Annotated in this window: 12 protein-coding genes; 7 read left to right on the top strand and 5 right to left on the bottom strand. The window is 61.7% G+C overall.

Annotated features, from left to right (window positions below):
* Nucleotides 1-89: 89 nt before the first annotated feature.
* The 3 genes from mgrA to KVQ74_RS14535 all read right to left on the bottom strand — a co-directional run bounded on the left by mgrA (nucleotide 90) and on the right by KVQ74_RS14535 (nucleotide 4,739).
* Nucleotides 90-1,127 carry an L-glyceraldehyde 3-phosphate reductase gene (mgrA, locus tag KVQ74_RS14545; RefSeq protein ID WP_217831773.1) on the bottom strand — a complete coding sequence of 346 codons (1,038 nt, stop codon included), beginning with the start codon at nucleotides 1,125-1,127 and terminating at the stop codon, nucleotides 90-92.
* 65 nt (nucleotides 1,128-1,192) lie between these two features.
* Entirely contained in the window at nucleotides 1,193-2,512 is a 1,320-nt protein-coding gene (locus KVQ74_RS14540) for an LLM class flavin-dependent oxidoreductase (RefSeq protein WP_217831772.1), read from the bottom strand.
* A 1-nt stretch (nucleotide 2,513) separates the two neighbouring features.
* Complete coding sequence (locus KVQ74_RS14535; protein ID WP_217831771.1) at nucleotides 2,514-4,739, bottom strand: TonB-dependent receptor; 2,226 nt, start codon at nucleotides 4,737-4,739, stop codon at nucleotides 2,514-2,516.
* A gap of 205 nt (nucleotides 4,740-4,944) precedes the next feature.
* Between KVQ74_RS14535 and KVQ74_RS14530 the strand changes: the two genes are divergently transcribed.
* Together KVQ74_RS14530 and KVQ74_RS14525 are read left to right on the top strand one after the other, a co-directional pair.
* Complete coding sequence (locus tag KVQ74_RS14530; protein ID WP_217831770.1) at nucleotides 4,945-5,982, top strand: LacI family DNA-binding transcriptional regulator; 1,038 nt, start codon at nucleotides 4,945-4,947, stop codon at nucleotides 5,980-5,982.
* A 239-nt stretch (nucleotides 5,983-6,221) separates the two neighbouring features.
* Entirely contained in the window at nucleotides 6,222-6,482 is a 261-nt protein-coding gene (locus KVQ74_RS14525; protein ID WP_217831769.1) for a hypothetical protein, read from the top strand.
* 24 nt (nucleotides 6,483-6,506) lie between these two features.
* Here KVQ74_RS14525 and betT read toward each other — a convergent pair whose 3' ends face one another.
* Together betT and epsC are read right to left on the bottom strand one after the other, a co-directional pair.
* Nucleotides 6,507-8,468, bottom strand: a complete 1,962-nt coding sequence (gene betT, locus KVQ74_RS14520; protein ID WP_217832038.1) for a choline transporter BetT — start codon at nucleotides 8,466-8,468, stop codon at nucleotides 6,507-6,509.
* A gap of 498 nt (nucleotides 8,469-8,966) precedes the next feature.
* Nucleotides 8,967-9,893: a serine O-acetyltransferase EpsC gene (epsC, locus tag KVQ74_RS14515; protein ID WP_217831768.1), complete on the bottom strand. Its 927-nt coding sequence runs from the start codon at nucleotides 9,891-9,893 to the stop codon at nucleotides 8,967-8,969.
* Between the two features lie 190 nt (nucleotides 9,894-10,083).
* Here epsC and KVQ74_RS14510 point away from each other — a divergent pair, with 190 nt between their 5' ends.
* The 5 genes from KVQ74_RS14510 (at nucleotide 10,084) to KVQ74_RS14490 (ending at nucleotide 14,825) form a co-directional block, all read left to right on the top strand.
* Nucleotides 10,084-11,076 carry a D-cysteine desulfhydrase gene (locus tag KVQ74_RS14510; protein ID WP_217831767.1) on the top strand — a complete coding sequence of 331 codons (993 nt, stop codon included), beginning with the start codon at nucleotides 10,084-10,086 and terminating at the stop codon, nucleotides 11,074-11,076.
* 292 nt (nucleotides 11,077-11,368) lie between these two features.
* Entirely contained in the window at nucleotides 11,369-12,169 is an 801-nt protein-coding gene (tcyJ, locus tag KVQ74_RS14505; protein WP_217831766.1) for a cystine ABC transporter substrate-binding protein, read from the top strand.
* On the top strand, nucleotides 12,169-12,834 hold the full coding sequence (gene tcyL / locus KVQ74_RS14500; RefSeq protein WP_217831765.1) for a cystine ABC transporter permease: 666 nt from the start codon (nucleotides 12,169-12,171) through the stop codon (nucleotides 12,832-12,834). Before tcyJ ends, tcyL begins: the two co-directional genes overlap by 1 nt.
* 4 nt (nucleotides 12,835-12,838) lie before the next feature.
* Nucleotides 12,839-13,588, top strand: coding sequence for an L-cystine ABC transporter ATP-binding protein TcyN (gene tcyN / locus KVQ74_RS14495; RefSeq protein WP_217831764.1), 750 nt, complete (start codon nucleotides 12,839-12,841; stop codon nucleotides 13,586-13,588).
* Nucleotides 13,589-14,060: 472 nt separating this feature from the next.
* The gene (locus KVQ74_RS14490; protein WP_217831763.1) at nucleotides 14,061-14,825 is read left to right on the top strand and encodes a hypothetical protein; all 765 of its coding nucleotides are present in this window, start codon (nucleotides 14,061-14,063) and stop codon (nucleotides 14,823-14,825) included.
* Nucleotides 14,826-15,141 lie beyond the last annotated feature (316 nt).

Genomic DNA, 15,141 nt, shown 5'->3' with positions numbered 1-15,141 from the left:
CCCGGATTCTTGATTGAATGTGAAGACCCTATCGCGGACAAGCCCGCGAAGAGGCCGAAACAGGCGCCGGATGATCCGGCGCCGAACACTTACTCCGCCGTTGAAGGCTTCTCCCAAAGATTGATCCCACCCTCCTGGGCAAACCGATCAATCTCCGCCAGTTCCTCGGCGCTGAAGCTCAGGTTCTTCAACGCCCCGACGTTCTCGATGATCTGCTCCGGCCAGCTCGCGCCGATCAGGGCCGAGGTCACCCGCGGGTCGCGCAGGGTCCACGCCAGGGCCAGTTGCGCCAGGCTCTGGCCGCGTCGCTTGGCGATCTCGTTCAGTGCTCGCACATGGGCGATGTTGGCCTCGGACAGATGCGAAGGCAGCAACGAACCACCGCCCGGACGATTGACCCGCGCATCCGCCGGCACGCCGTTGAGGTATTTGTCGGTGAGCAGGCCTTGCGCCAGCGGGGTGAAGGCAATCACGCCGGTGCCCAGTTCATCGGTGGTGTCGAGCAGGTCGTTTTCCACCCAACGGTTGAGCAGGTTGTAGGCCGGCTGGTGAATCAGCAGCGGCACTTTCCACTCTTTGAGCAACGCGGCGATTTCGCGGGTTTTCACCCCGGAGTACGACGAGATGCCGATGTACAACGCCTTGCCCTGCTGCACGGCAGTGGCGAGGGCGCTGGCGGTTTCTTCCAGCGGGGTGTCCGGGTCGAAGCGGTGCGAATAGAAGATATCCACGTAGTCCAGGCCCAGGCGTTGCAGGCTCTGGTCGAGGCTGGCGAGGACGTATTTGCGCGAGCCACCGCCCTGGCCATAAGGGCCGGGCCACATGTCCCAGCCGGCCTTGCTGGAGATGATCAGCTCATCGCGATACGGCTTGAAATCTTCACGCAGCAGGCGACCGAAATTGATCTCGGCGCTGCCGTAAGGCGGGCCGTAGTTGTTGGCCAGGTCGAAGTGGTTGATCCCCAGGTCGAACGCCGTGCGCAGCAAGGCGCGCTGGGTGTCGATCGGCGTGCTGTCGCCGAAGTTGTGCCAAAGGCCCAGAGACAGCGCCGGCAGCACCAGGCCGCTGCGTCCGACGCGACGGTAGGGAATGGAGTCATAGCGGTTTTCGGCAGCGGTGTAAGTCATCGAATCCTCTCTTGTCGGTCTTGAAAATGGTGTCGATAGCTTCGCGGGCAGGCTCGCGAAGGGCGCTACGCAAATCGATTGCCGGGCCGGGCGAGGCCAAGGTTCTGGCGTAATGTCCGGCCTTCGTATTCCGTTCTGAACAGCCCGCGCCGTTGCAGTTCCGGGACCACGTTGTTGGCAAAGTCTTCGAGTCCGCCGGGCAGGTGCGGCACCAGCACGTTGAAGCCGTCCGCCGCGCCTTGCTCGAACCATTCCTGCAAGCGGTCGGCAATCTGCGCCGGAGTGCCGACGACGCTGTAATGCCCGCGACCGCCAGCAATTCGGCGGCCCAGTTCGGCCAGCGTCAGATGCTCCCGGCCAGCGACTTCGGTCAGCAGTTTCTGCCGGCTCTGCTGGCCGCTGTCGGTCAGCGGCAGTTCCGGCAGCGGCCCGTCCAACGGGTATTTCGACAGATCGAAGTTGCCCAGCATACGCCCAAGCAGCGCGACGCCAACCTCGGGTTCGACCAATTGCTGAAACGTTTCATATTTTTCCTGCGCTTCGGCCTCCGACTGCCCGACGACAACAAACACACCCGGCATGATTTTCAGCGAATCGGCGCTGCGCCCGTACCGCCCCAGACGCCCTTTGAGATCGGCGTAGAACGCCTGGGCACTGGCCAGCGAAGTCTGCGCGGTGAACACCACTTCAGCGGTCTGCGCCGCCAGCTCGCGGCCGGTTTCGGAGGAACCGGCCTGGACAATCACCGGTTGCCCTTGCGGTGAGCGCGCGACATTGAGCGGCCCCTTGACCCGAAAGTGCTCGCCGACGTGATCCAGCACATGCAGTTTTTCCGGGTCGTAATACGTGCCGCTGGCCTTGTCACGAACGAAGGCGTCGTCCTGCCAACTGTCCCAGAGCCCGGTCACCACCTGATGAAACTCCCGGGCACGGCTGTAGCGCTCGGCATGGCCGAGGTGTTGGTCGCGGCCGAAATTCAGTGCTTCGGCGGCGTTGTCCGAGGTCACCAGATTCCATCCGGCGCGCCCGCCGGACAGGTGATCCAGCGAGGCGAATTTACGCGCCACATGGTAGGGCTCGTTGTAGCTGGTGGTGGCGGTGGCGATCAGGCCGATGTGCTCGGTCACGGCGCTCAGGGCCGAGAGCAGGGTCAGCGGTTCGAAATGATCCGAGCGCGCCATGCGGCTGGCGATGTCCTGGGTCGGCGCGGCGACGCTGTCGGCGACGAACAGCGCATCGAACTTCGCGGCCTCGGCAATCTGCGCCAGGCGTTTGTAATGGGCGAAATCCAGTCCCGCGTTGGCCGGCACCTCCGGATGGCGCCACGCCGCGACGTGGTGCCCGGTGGCCATGAGGAACACGCCGAGTTTCAGCTGTCGGCTCATTTCAGAAATCCTTGCGCAGTTGCACGCCGAAGTAGCGTTCGTCATCCCGTGGCACGGCGCGGTAGATGTAGTTGCCACCACTGGCGAGCAATGGCGAGTAGGACTTGTCGGTGAGGTTCTTGCCCAGCAGCGCCACGCGCCAGCCATGGGTGTAATCGGCGAGGGCGACGCTGGCGTTCCAGAGGCCGTAGGCGCCCTGTTTGGTGTCGGCGTTCTGGCTGATGTCGTACTGCACTTCGCTCTGCCAGCTGTAATCGGTGCCGAGTTCGATATCCAGGCCGTTATCCAGCGGGATGGTGTAGTCGGCGCGCACGTAACTTTTCCAGTCCGGACTGAACGGCAGCGGTTTGCCGTTGACGTTGCAGGACGCCGCCGCACCCGCCGGGCAGGCGAATTCGTCGATGCGCGCGCGGGTGTAGGCGAGTGCGCCGGACAGTTTCAGTTGCTGGGTCGCCTGCAAGGCGTAGTCGAGTTCGACGCCTTCGGTGCTGACGCTGCCGGCGTTGATCAGACGCGTCACCACTTGCCCGGCGACGGTATCAAAAAAGTTGGCCTGATAGTTGTCGTAGTCGCTGTGGAAAATCGCGAGATTGGTGGTCAGGCGATTGTTCCAGCTCGTCGCCTTGATCCCCGCCTCCCAGGTGTTGGAGGTTTCCGGTTTCAACGCTTCGGTGTCGCGCGGCTGCATGTTGAAGAACACGTTATAGGCCGGCCCCTTGTAGCCACGCGAGTAAGTCAGGTAGGTGGTGACCGCATCGCTCAGGTCGTATTGCACGCCGAGACGGCCGGACCAGCCGTCCTCGTCCACCGAACCTGAGCTACTTGTCGCCGGTTGAATGCCGCTGACTGTGGTCGCCGATGTCGAGACGCGACGGTGGTCGTATTCCAGCTCATCGTGGGTGTAGCGCAGGCCGACGATGCCACGAAAATCCGGGGTGAAATTCAGCGTGCTTTCGCCGAACACTGCGTAGCTGTCGCTGGTGGTGCTGTAGTCGGCGACGCCACGATCAGTGCGCGTGGTGGTGGTGAGCGTGCGCCGGTAGGTCTCTTCGTCCTTGCCGTGCATGTAGAACAGGCCGCCGACGTATTCGAGGAATTCACCTTTCGGCGAGGCCAGGCGCAGCTCCTGCGAATACTGGTCGAACGCCAGGTCGCCCTTGTCCGCCGTGCCGGGGAATGCCGCCGTCACTGTGCCGAGACGGTCGCCATCCTGATACTGGGTGTTGTCCCAGCCGCGCCAGGCGGTGATCGAAGTCAGGGTGTAATCGCCCAGTTGCCAATCGAGCTGGCCGGACAGGCCTTTGTTGATGTCCTCGACGTGACTGCGGGTATCGGTGTTGATGTCGCGATTGTGGCTGGTGGCGCCGACCGGGCTCAGCGCGTTGGCGAACGCCGGAGTCAGGGCCTTGGTGACGACACCGTTCGGACCGTCATCGTGGGACTGCATGTAGTCGGCAATCAGGGTGAAGGTGAGGTCATCATTCGGGGTGAACTCCAGCTTGCCGCGCACGCCGCGATGGTTGTAGCCGTTGACCTCCTGGCCGTTGTGCTGATTGTCGACGTTACCGTCGTAGGTGCCGAACAGGGTGCTGATCGAGCCCTTGAGCGTGTCCGGAATCAGGCTCCCGCCAATGCCGAAGCGGGTGCGGCTTTCATTGCCGCTGTAGTACGACTGGTCGATGTAGCCGTGGGTGTCGTTGGTCGGTGCCTTGCTGGTGATGTTGAGCACGCCGGCCGACGCGTTCTTGCCGAACAGCGTGCCTTGCGGGCCGCGCAGGACTTCGACGCGCTCCAGATCCAGCAGGTCGAGGGTCGACTGGCCGGGACGGGCGTACACCACGCCATCGATCACCGTGGCCACGGTCGGCTCGACGCCCGGCGAGGTGGAAATCGTTCCCACGCCTCGCACGAACAACGAGGTGTCCTTGTTCGACGCGCCGGTACGGAAATTCAGCGACGGCACTTGCTGGACGATGCTCGCCACGCCGTTGCGGTTGTCGCGTTCCAGTTGCTCGCCGTCGATCACCGATACCGCCACCGGAACCTTTTGCAGCGACTCTTCACGGCGGGTGGCAGTGACCGTCACGGACTTGAGTGTCGGCTCCTGATCGCTGCTGTCGGCGGCCAGTGCATCGGCCAGCGGCAGCGCCGCCAGCCCGGTGAACAGCCAGCCCGCAGCGCGAATCGATTGCGCCAGTTTGTGTGTCGCCCCAGGAATGTTGTGCATGCTTGCCCGCTCGAAAATGGCCCTGAACCGCTGCCGTTCTGCGACGACAGCGCCTGTATCGGTGTCTTGGGCATTCGCTCGAGCGAGTAGCAGACAGCGCGCCTTGTTAGCGCTAACATCGCCAGTATTGGCAAGCGACACATAGAGCGTCCAATACTGAAAAATTACTTTTATATGCGTTTTGGTTTTTAGGAAGGATCAAGCCTTGAGCGAAGAAAAGCCCCGCAAACGCCGTGGCGCCGGGCGCGTGACCCTCAATGCGGTGGCGCGTCAGGCCGGTGTATCGGCCATCACCGTATCGCGCTATTTCAATCAGCCAGATCAGGTTTCGCCCGAGCGCCGCGAACGGATTGCGGCGGTGGTGGCGGAGTTGGGGTATGTGCCGAATCTGGTGGCCGGCGGCCTGGCCTCGGCGCGGGGGAAAATCGTCGGCATGGTGATTCCGAACATCTCCGGGCCGATCTTCGCCAATACCATTCAGGGCTTCAGCGACACCCTCAGTCGTCATGGTTATCAGCTGTTGCTGGCGTCCAGTTACTTCAGTGCCGAACAGGAAGAAAGCGCGGTGCGGGCGTTTCTCGGCTGGTCGCCGGCGGCGCTGGTGCTGACCAGCCACTTCCACAGCGCCGGCACGGAAAAGATGATCGCCGAAGCCGATATCCCGGTGATCGAAACCTGGGATTACCAGCCTGAACGCCAACCGATGCAGATCGGTTTTTCCCATTTCGAGGTCGGGGTGAGCGCCGCCCGGTATCTGTTGGACAAGGGCTACCGACGCATCGCCTTCGTCCAGAACAGCGCCCCCGGCGACCTCAGTGCCCTTGAGCGCCGCGATGGTTACGCCGCCACCGCGCGCGAGTCGGGGCTGGAACCCTGGGTGTTCGCCCCGGACGCCGACCGCGCGCCATTCGAGGCCGGCAAGCAGGCGATGCAAGCCCTGATGAACGCCTCACCGCGTCCCGACGCGATCATCTTCGCCAACGACAACCTCGCCGCCGGTGGCCTGCTCGCCGGCCAGCGTGCCGGCCTGCAAATCCCCCGGGACTGCGCCGTCCTCGGCTTCGGCGACTACCCCTTCGCCGAAATGCTCCTGCCCAGCCTGAGCACCATCAAACCACCGGCGCTGGAGATCGGCGTACTGGCGGCAACACGGGTGCTGGAAAGCCTCGGCGTGCTGCCGAGCGACGATGTGCAACGGCTGAACCTGCTGCAGTGCCGGGTGATCGAGCGCGAGAGCACCTGAAGGCGCCGTGTCAGTCGTCGCTCACGCAGGGAATCTACCGTTTTCGCGAGCAAGCCCACTCCCACAAGGATGTGGACCAGGCTGGAAAAGTACATTTGGCCTCAGATGAATTGGCGCGATCCTGAAAGGCCCCTTTGACTATGCTCTAAATAACCTCGTGAGCAGCACCCGTTCCCCGTGGGAGCGGGTTTGCTCACGAAAGCGGCCGCTCAGACCCCGCATACCCCACAGGCGCGTCCATGCACACCACGATCATCATCACCTTCGGCCTGATCCTGCTCGCCCTGATGCTGTACATCGGCGAGCAGGTTGGCTTCGGCCGGCAGACCCTGGCTTACAGTTTTGCGGCGTTGTGGCTGGCACTGACCATGATCAACGGCGCGGTCGGCGTGGTGCATGCCGGGCAATCGGTCGGGTCGGAAATCGCCGTGGGCAGCGCGGTGTTCGGCGTGCCGATGGCGGCGATGGTGCTGTTCATGGTGCTGAGCGCCGAGTCTTGAAATCACCTCGGCGCCCTGCTCCGATCAACGCACCAGATGCAGGAACTGCATGTGCCGTTCGTACTGGTCGAGGATGTCGTTGATGATCTGCTCCTTGGTGTAGCCCACCAGATCGTAATCCTGACTGCCCTCGCTCAGATGCACTTCGGCGCGGTAGTAGCGGCGGTTGTTGATTTGCTTGGAACCCATGCCTCCGCGTGCGAACGATGGCGTGAAGTAGCCGCGCATCTGCACCTGATAGATGAACGGATGCAACTCGCCATGGCCGATTTCCAGACTGACGCTGTCGTGCGCCGGATCCGGTTGGGTGACCACATGCAAGCCCTTCTCGACGAAGACCGCCGTCACTTCTTCGATGGCCGGGCGCACCGTGGAATCCATGAAGCGGTACACCTCATCGCGCGACGGGAAGTGCACGGCCTGACTCAGACGCTGCCGCCAGCCGCCCTTGCCGCGCTTCGAACCGGACACCGGCGCCAGCGAATGCAACTGCGCGATCTGCTTCTGCGACTCCAGATAGAACGCTTTGTGCAGGCCCCACATCATCAGCAGCAGGATCAGCGAGAACGGCAACGAGGTCAGCACCACCGCCGACTTCAGCGCATCGATGCTGCCGGAGAACAGCAACGCGCTGGTGATCAGCGCCGTCATTGCGCCCCAGAACACCCGCAACCATTTCGGCCCGTCTTCATCCGGGTTGCCGCCCTTGGCCGACAAGGTCGAGAGCACCACCGTGCCGGAGTCGGCGGAGGTGACGAAGAACACGAAGCTGATGAACACCGTCACGGCGATGACGGTCTTGCTCCACGGATAGGTTTCCAGCAGCAGGTAAAGGGTCATCGACGGGTTGTCGAGGGCCGACATGCCCAGCGCCGACATGCCGTGGTTGAGCACCTGATCGATAGCGCTGTTGCCGAAGATCGACATCCACGCCAGGGTGAAACCGAGCGGAATCAACAGCACGCCAAAGACGAACTCGCGGATGGTGCGGCCACGGGAAATCCGCGCGATGAACAGGCCCACGAACGGTGACCATGCGATCCACCAGGCCCAGTAGAACACCGTCCAGCCACCGAGCCAGTCGCTCGGTTTGTCGTAGGCGTAGAGGTCGAAACTCTTGGTCGGCAACGCACCCAGGTAGTCACCCAGATTCTGGATCAGGGTATTGAGCAAGTGCTGGGTGGGGCCGGCGAACAACACGAACAGCAGCAGCGCGCAGGCCAGCAGCATGTTGATATCGGACATCACCCGCACGCCTTTATCCACCCCCGAGACGGCGACGATGATCGCCGCGCCCATCATCAAGGTGATCAGGCCAACCTGAATCCATTGGGTGTGGGCGATACCGAACAGGTAGTCCAGGCCCGAGTTGAGATGGAGCACGCCGAAGCCCATGTCGGCACCGAGACCGAACACCGTGGCGATAATGCCGAAACCATCCACCGCGTAACCGATCGGGCCGTTGATGCGCTTGCCGATCAGCGGATACAGCGCCGACCGCAGGGCCAGCGGCAGGTTGTGCCGGTAGGCGAAATACGCCAGCGCCATGCCGACAAAGGCGAACACGCCCCAGCCATGCAGGCCCCAGTGCAGAAACAGAATCTGCATCGCCTGACGCGCTGCCGCGGCGGTGCCGGACTCGCCTTGAGGCGGCTGGATCATGTGCGTCAGCGGTTCGGACACGCAGAAGAAAAACAGCGTGATGCTGATCCCGGCGGCGAACAGCATGCCGGCCCAGGACAGGTAACTGAATTCGGGTTCGTCGTGGTCGGCACCGAGTTTGATCTTGCCGTAGCCCGATAACGCGGTGACCACCACGAAGACCAGATACAGGGTCATCGCCAGCATGTAGTACCAGCCAACCGTGTTGGCCGCCCAGTTTTGCGCTTGCAGCAGCCAGGCACCGGCCTGTTCCGGCATGGCGATGACGACAAGACCAAACAACAGGATCACCGTCGCGGCGAACCAGAATACCGGCGGATTCATCCGCACCAGACCGCTGGCGGGGGTGGACGATGCACTCATGAAACGTGCACCTCGTGGCGTTGGGAAGTGGCTGAAATGATCGGACTCAGCAAAGGCAAGCCTCCTGTTGTGAGCGGGCAGCGAACCGCCGGTTTAACTTGAATGAACGTTCAAGTTAAACATGGATAGCACGCTAAGGACTAATCCCGGGGCTGGACGGTCGTTTTCTTACGGCCGCTTGAGGAGGGGTATGACGGGGGTTTGGGCGGATTCGTTCAGTGGAAAAATCAAAGTCAAAAGCGCCCTAACTGTAGAGACCGGTACATCCTTTACACACCCTAACCCTCTCCCGAAGGGAGAGGGGACTGATTGGGGGATGCTTAAGAGTTACGCCGACCTGATCTTGCTGCACCGAATCCATAATCGACTGGTTCTTTCAGGTCGATGTATAGCGCAAGACCCTCCGTCGGCGCCCTCTCCCTCCGGGAGAGAGCTGGGGTGAGGGTGGCTTTTGATGTTTTACTTCTGCGTCCCGTCATCATGCTGCAGATTGGCCTGGGTCAGATTGCACCCCGCCGGCACGCTGCGGGTCAGCCACACGTTGCCGCCGATGGTCGAGCCCTTGCCGATGGTGATGCGCCCCAGAATCGTCGCCCCGGCATAGATCACCACATCGTCCTCGACGATCGGATGCCGTGGATGGCCCTTCTGCAACTGACCGTCCTCATCCGCCGGGAAGCGCTTGGCACCCAGGGTCACCGCCTGATAAATCCGCACCCGCTCGCCGATGATCGCGGTCTCGCCGATCACCACACCGGTGCCATGGTCGATGAAGAAGCTGCGGCCGATCTGCGCACCCGGATGGATGTCGATGCCGGTGGCCGAATGCGCGATTTCCGCGCTGATCCGCGCCAGCAGCGGCAGACCCGCGCGATACAGATGATGGGCCAGGCGATGGTGAATCACCGCGAGAATTCCCGGATAGCACAACAACACTTCATCGACGCTGCGCGCCGCCGGATCACCGTGATAAGCGGCCAGCACATCGGTGTCGAGCAGACTGCGCAGGCCCGGCAGGGCGAGGGCGAAGTCCTGGATGATCCGGATCGCTTGAGCTTCGACTTCGGTATCGGCCCGGGCACTGTGCCGCGCGACGTAACGCAGTTCGAGACGCGCCTGGGCCAACAACGCATTCAACGCCACATCGAGGGTATGCCCGACGTAGAAATCCTCGCTCTCTTCACGCAGGTCCACCGGCCCCAGCCGCATCGGAAACAGCGCGCCACACAGGGCTTCGAGAATCTCCGCCATCGCCGCCCGGGACGGCAACTCACGGCCTCCCTGCTCGCCGCTGGCGCGGCCATTTTGCGTACGCCACTGATCTCGCGCGGTACGCAGTTGGCTGACGATGGTCTGCAATTGCCAATGGCTGGAACGCTCGCTCACGGTAAAGACTCCTCACGGGCGGCCGGACTGTCTGGCCGCGTCAACGGCGACTACTTTACGGCAACGCAAAGGGTGCGAATTAAGAACCGATAGTGCTGGCTTCAGCACGTTTGGCTATAAGCGATTGGCGGTTGCCCCGGTAAATCGGGGTGCCTATAGTCCTGTGATCTTCCTCCGCCAGTACAGGCTCATGATCAAACAACAGCTGGACCGCTTTAATCGTCTCGACCTGCTCGGCCAACCCACTGCCCTGGAAAAACTCGAACGCCTCTCCACCTGGCTCGGCCGCGAGGTGTACATCAAGCGCGATGACCTGACGCCGCTGGCGATGGGCGGCAACAAGCTGCGCAAACTCGAATACCTCGCCGCCGACGCGCTCGCCCAGGGCGCCGATACCCTGATCACCGCCGGCGCGCTGCAATCGAACCACGTCCGCCAGACCGCCGCAGTCGCCGCCAGACTGGGCCTTGGCTGCGTGGCGCTGCTGGAAAATCCGCTGGGCACCAACGACGGCAATTACACCGGCAACGGCAACCGCCTGCTGCTGGATCTGTTCGACACCAAGGTCGAACTGGTCGACAACCTCGACAACGCTGACGAACAACTGGCCGCCCTCGCCGTGCGTCTGCGCAGCAACGGCAAGAAACCCTACCTGGTGCCGATCGGCGGCTCCAACGCCCTCGGTGCCCTGGGGTATGTGCGCGCCGGCCTGGAGCTGGCCGAGCAGATCAAGGACACCGGCCTGGATTTCGCCGCCGTGGTTCTGGCCTCGGGCAGCGCCGGCACCCACAGCGGTCTGGCACTCGCCCTGAGCGAAGCGTTGCCGCAATTGCCGGTGATCGGCGTGACCGTGTCGCGCAGCGAAGAAGATCAACGCCCGAAAGTCCAGGGCCTGGCCGAACGCACCGCCGACCTGCTGGGCGTGGCGTTGCCGGACAGCTTCAAGGTCGAACTGTGGGACGAATACTTCGGCCCGCGGTATGGCGAACCGAATGCCGGCACCCTGGCGGCGGTCAAGCTGCTGGCGGGTCAGGACGGTGTGCTACTCGACCCGGTGTACACCGGCAAGGCCATGGCCGGGTTGCTCGACGGCATTGGTCGCGGGCGCTTCGATGAAGGGCCGATCATCTTCCTGCACACCGGCGGAGCGCCGGCGTTGTTCGCCTACAAAGACTTTCTTTGAAGAAACGCTCTGCGTCCGCCACTCGCGGGGGACGCGGAGCGTCTCGGGCGGCATTCCCACGGCTGAACGTGGGAATGCTCAGCAAATACTCAACTTGCGCATATTCAAATAACGAATAACAAAAATAAAATTCATTATTTTCAATTCTAAGAAAGCAGTCATATAGTCTCGCCGCAGGCGAATTTCGCGAGAGACGCATAAGCTGCTTTAAGGCAGGATAGCGCTGTCGTCCAAATCCCGGATTCGCCACCTTTCCTTAAGCGTCTTCCATAAGAAAACACAGGGGCTTGTCATGAATTTTTCCGCACTACGTCGCAATCTGCTGGTAGGTTCGCTGGGCCTGGCGCTGAGCGCCGGCCTGATCGGCAACGCGGTTGCCGGTGAGCAGTTGAAACAGATCAAGGACAAAGGCGTTATCAACGTCGGCCTGGAAGGCACTTATCCACCGTTCTCCTTCGTTGACGCCGACGGCAAACTGGCCGGTTTCGAAGTCGAGCTGTCCGAAGCCCTGGCGCAAAAGCTGGGCGTGAAGGCCAAGATCCAGCCGACCAAATGGGATGGCATCCTCGCGGCGCTGGAATCCAAGCGTCTGGACGTGGTGGTCAACCAGGTGACCATCTCCGACGAGCGCAAGAAGAAGTATGACTTCTCCGAACCGTACACCATCTCCGGGATTCAGGCGCTGGTGCTGAAGGACAAGGAAGCGGCGCTGAACATCAAGTCCGCCGCTGACCTGTCCGGCAAGAAAGTCGGCGTAGGCCTGGGCACCAATTACGAACAGTGGGTCCGCGCCAACGTTCCGGGCGCCGACGTGCGCACCTACGACGATGATCCGACCAAGTTCGCCGACCTGAACAACGGCCGTACCGACGCCATTCTGATCGACCGCCTGGCAGCCCTCGAATACGCCAAGAAAGCCCCGAAAACCGTCGCTGCCGGTCAGGCGTTCTCCCGTCAGGAATCCGGTATCGCCCTGCGCAAAGGCGAGCCGGAACTGCTGGCCGCCGTGAACAAGGCCCTCGACGAGCTGCGTGCCGACGGCACCCTGGCGAAGATCTCGGAAAAATACTTCCAAGCTGACGTCACGAAATAATGGAAGAGGCTTTCCAACTCGCGCTGGACTCCGCGCCCTTCCTGCTCAAGGGCGCGTACTACACGGTGATCCTCAGCCTCGGCGGCATGTTCTTTGGCCTGGTGCTGGGCTTCGGCCTGGCGCTGATGCGCCTGTCGCGCTTCAAATCGGTGAGCTGGCTGGCCCGCATCTACGTGTCGTTCTTTCGCGGCACACCGTTGCTGGTGCAACTGTTCGTGATCTATTACGGCTTGCCGCAATTGGGTCTGGAACTCGATCCGCTGCCGGCGGCCCTGATCGGCTTCTCGCTGAACATGGCCGCCTACGCCTGTGAAATCCTGCGTGCCGCGATCGGTTCGATCGAACGCGGCCAATGGGAAGCCGCTGCGAGTATTGGCATGACCCGTGCGCAGACCCTGCGCCGGGCCATCCTGCCGCAAGCGATGCGCACGGCCTTGCCGCCGCTGGGCAACAGCTTCATTTCACTGGTCAAGGACACCGCACTGGCCGCCACCATCCAGGTGCCGGAGCTGTTCCGCCAGGCGCAACTGATCACTGCCCGGACTTTCGAAGTCTTCACCATGTATCTTGCCGCCGCGCTGATCTACTGGATTCTCGCCACGGTGCTCTCGCACCTGCAGAACAAGTTGGAAGAGCGGGTCAATCGGCACGACCAGGAGTCCTGACCCCATGATTGTCGTGGAAAAACTGACAAAGCAGTTCAAGGGTCAAGTCGTGCTCAACGGCATCGATCTGCAAGTGAAGGAAGGCGAGGTCGTGGCCATCATCGGCCCCAGCGGCTCGGGCAAGACCACGTTCCTGCGCTGCCTGAACTTCCTCGAGCAACCCACCAGCGGCCGGATCAAGGTCGGCGATATCGAGATCGATACCAGCCGCCCGCTGAACCAGCAGCAAGGCCTGGTGCGCAACTTGCGCCAGCATGTGGGTTTCGTGTTCCAGAACTTCAACCTGTTCCCCCACCGCACCGCCCTGGAAAACGTCATCGAAGGCCCGATCGTGGTCAAGAAGACGCCCCGCGCCGACGCCATTGCCCTGGGCAAGAAGCTGCTGGCGAAGGTCGGCCTCGCGGGCAAGGAAGACGCCTATCCACGGCGCCTGTCCGGCGGCCAGCAACAGCGCGTGGCAATCGCCCGGGCGCTGGCGATGGAGCCGGAAGTGATCCTGTTCGACGAGCCGACCTCGGCCCTCGACCCGGAACTGGTGGGCGAAGTACTGGCAACCATTCGCGGCCTCGCCGAAGAGAAACGCACCATGGTCATCGTCACTCACGAAATGGCCTTCGCCCGTGACGTGGCCAACCGCGTGGTGTTTTTCGACAAGGGCGTGATCGTCGAGCAAGGTGAAGCCAAAGAACTGTTCGCCAATCCGAAAGAAGAACGTACCCGTCAGTTCCTCAGCAAGTTCCGCAACCACGCCTGAGAACTTTCGATGTACTACCACTCACTTCCATGGATGGAAGTGATGTTTCCCTCGATAAAACTTACCTTGCGGCATTCACAATGCAAACACTATTGCCGTGACACATATATATGTCCTGCAACATCTTCCTCGTGTCCTTGATTTATCGCTTTATAACTTTCTGCCTCATCGATACGGATGGCAAAACAGCCGAAAAACCGGCGTAATCCGTGGCTCTTTTCCCCGCGCATCCTAGGCCTATTAACAGCAAGGCGTAGGAGCTTTCTGATTAATCGGTAATTCACGAATTAACTAATCCGCTGCCTTGACACCTCTTCCAGCGAACTCTTATCTAGTCGTAAACCGGCGCCCGCTACTTCAACCAGACTCGATAAAACTTCAAAAGCGCTCCACTGTTTTATTGCCTGGTAATTCACGCCATTCGTTCTTTCAGAAACGGACTTCGTTGCAAGACTTTCAAGGAGAGAAACCGATGACCTGCATCTCTGACACCCCGCCACTGGCGCCACCGACACTTGCGCAAGCACACCGGGCCGGCATCAACATTCTGGCGGCCGCCAACCTGTCGGTTGAAGTCGAGCCTTATCCCGACATGGACAGCGGTGACCTGATCGAGCTGTTCTGGGACGGCTGCTACGTCGCCTCCCACCTGCTGAGCGCCGCCGACGTCGGTCAGGCGATCAGCCTGCGGGTCCCTGAGAGCTTCATCATCAACGGCGCCCCCCGATTGCACTACCGGGTGATGCAGGTCGGCCGCAAACCGGCGCTGTCGGCCACCACCCGCGTCCAGGTCAAACTGGATTGCCCCGGCGGCCCATTCGCGCCGAGCTGCGAAGAGGAAAACCAGTATCTGCTGCCGGTCAGCCTGCCCGAAGTCATCTGCCGACGCGGGGTCAATACAAATCAGATCCGACGTGGCGTGCCACTGACCATCGAGCCTTACCTGAACATGGCCGAAGGCGATGACATCACCCTGCGCTGGGGCGACGTACGCATGGACTTGCCCCCCATTGGCAAGACGGATGTCGGCCATCCGGTCCAGGTCTGGGTACCACCGGCCATCATCCTCGAAGCCGGCGAAGACCTTCGCCTGGACGTGACCTACTGCATCCTCGACCGGGTCGGCAACAACTCACGCTGGGCGCCACCGCGGACCTTGAAAATCGGTTGCACGAACCCCTACCTGAAAGTACCGCTCAAAATCCTGCCCAAGGCTGCCGAACCGCGCCGAGAGTAACCACAGCCCTTGCAAGACGGCTGTCAGGCCGCCGAGTTTTTTGGACTCAGGCACATCTTCAAACAGACTCGAAGACGCGGCCCTCACCCTAGCCCTCCCGAAACGTCGGACCGCCCCGAGGGAGAGGGAACTGACCACAGCGGCAGTAAAGAACATGTACACCCGCCAAAACCAGGTCGGCCCGAAGGCCGCCTTCGTGGGCAAGCCCACTCCCACAAAAACAAAGCAAAAGCAAAGGCAAAGACAAAGACAAAAGCAGCCCGCGAAGTCCGCATCCGCCTCTCACCACTCAACACAATGAGCGTTAGCTCGAGTA

The sequence above is a fragment of the Pseudomonas botevensis genome (assembly GCF_019145475.1).
Taxonomy (GTDB): Bacteria; Pseudomonadota; Gammaproteobacteria; order Pseudomonadales; family Pseudomonadaceae; genus Aquipseudomonas; species Aquipseudomonas botevensis.
This window is presented reverse-complemented; position numbering and strand designations above follow the sequence as displayed.